Origin of the sequence: Nonomuraea sp. B12E4 (genome assembly GCF_039871825.1) — a bacterium.
Taxonomy (GTDB): Bacteria; Actinomycetota; Actinomycetes; order Streptosporangiales; family Streptosporangiaceae; genus Nonomuraea.
In genome coordinates this window covers 1-1,592 of record NZ_JBDPME010000078.1, presented here as the reverse complement: position 1 = coordinate 1,592, position 1,592 = coordinate 1, and the positions used below count along the sequence as shown (strand labels likewise).

The 1,592-nt window shown below is 66.5% G+C and carries 1 pseudogene; it reads right to left on the bottom strand.

The window, feature by feature from the left end:
* Positions 1-1,592: pseudogene (locus ABGB18_RS49275) on the bottom strand (DNA-directed RNA polymerase subunit beta); the annotation flags it as partial.

Here is a 1,592-nt window from a genome sequence, read left to right as displayed (position 1 = left end):
ACGCTGCTCGGCTCACGCCGGGACAGATCGATACCGAGCTCTTCCGCGGCGCGGAAGACGTCCTCGTCGGTGTCACGCATCTCGATCGACATGCCGTCGCTCGACAGCACCTCGACGTTCAGGCACAACGACTGCATCTCCTTGATCAGGACCTTGAAGGACTCCGGAATGCCCGGCTCGGGGATGTTCTCGCCCTTGACGATCGCCTCGTAGACCTTCACCCGGCCGAGCACGTCGTCGGACTTGATGGTCAGCAGCTCCTGCAGCGCGTAGGCGGCACCGTAGGCCTCCAGGGCCCACACCTCCATCTCACCGAAGCGCTGGCCACCGAACTGCGCCTTACCACCCAGCGGCTGCTGCGTGATCATCGAGTACGGACCCGTCGACCGCGCGTGGATCTTGTCGTCCACCAGGTGCAGGAGCTTGAGGATGTAGATGTAGCCGACCGAGATCGGGTACGGGAACGGCTCGCCGGAGCGGCCGTCGAACAGCCGGGCCTTGCCGCTCTGCTGCACCATCCGGTCCCCGTCACGGTTCCGCACGGTGTTGCCGAGCAGCCCGACGATCTCCTCCTCGTGCGCGCCGTCGAAGACCGGGGTGGCCATGTTGGTGCGCGGCTCGACCGTCTCGAAGCCCTTGTCGCGCAACCTCTGGGCCCAGGCCTCCTGGACCCCGGAGATGTCCCAGCCCCTGGCGGCGATCCACCCGAGGTGAGTCTCCAGCACCTGGCCGACGTTCATCCGGCCGGGCACACCCAGCGGGTTGAGGATGATGTCCACCGGCGTGCCGTCCTCCAGGAACGGCATGTCCTCCACCGGCAGGATCTTCGAGATGACACCCTTGTTGCCATGCCGGCCGGCCAGCTTGTCACCGTCGGTGATCTTCCGCTTCTGCGCCACGTAGACGCGGACCAGCTCGTTGACCCCCGGCGGCAGCTCGTCACCCTCCTCACGGGAGAACACCCGCACGTGGATGACCTTGCCCTGCTCGCCGTGCGGCACCTTCAGCGAGGTGTCACGCACCTCCCGGGCCTTCTCCCCGAAGATCGCGCGCAGCAGCCGCTCCTCCGGCGTCAGCTCGGTCTCACCCTTCGGGGTGACCTTGCCGACCAGGATGTCGCCGGGCACCACCTCGGCGCCGATCCGGATGATGCCGCGCTCATCGAGGTCGGCCAGCACCTCCTCGGAGACGTTCGGGATGTCCCGGGTGATCTCCTCGGGGCCCAGCTTGGTATCGCGGGCGTCGACCTCGTGCTCCTCGATGTGGATCGAGGAGAGCACGTCGTCCTGGACCAGCCGCTGGGACAGGATGATCGCGTCCTCGTAGTTGTGGCCCTCCCACGGCATGAACGCCACCAGCAGGTTCTTGCCCAGCGCCATCTCACCGTTGTCGGTGCACGGACCGTCGGCGATGACCTGGTTGACCTCCACCCGGTCGCCCTCGGCCACGATCGGCTTCTGGTTGAAGCTGGTGCCCTGGTTGGACCGCTTGAACTTGGCCACCCGGTAGGTGTTGCGGGTGCCGTCGTCGTTCATGACGGTGATGTAGTCGGCCGAGACCTCCTCGACCACACCGGCCTTCTCCGCGCTGAT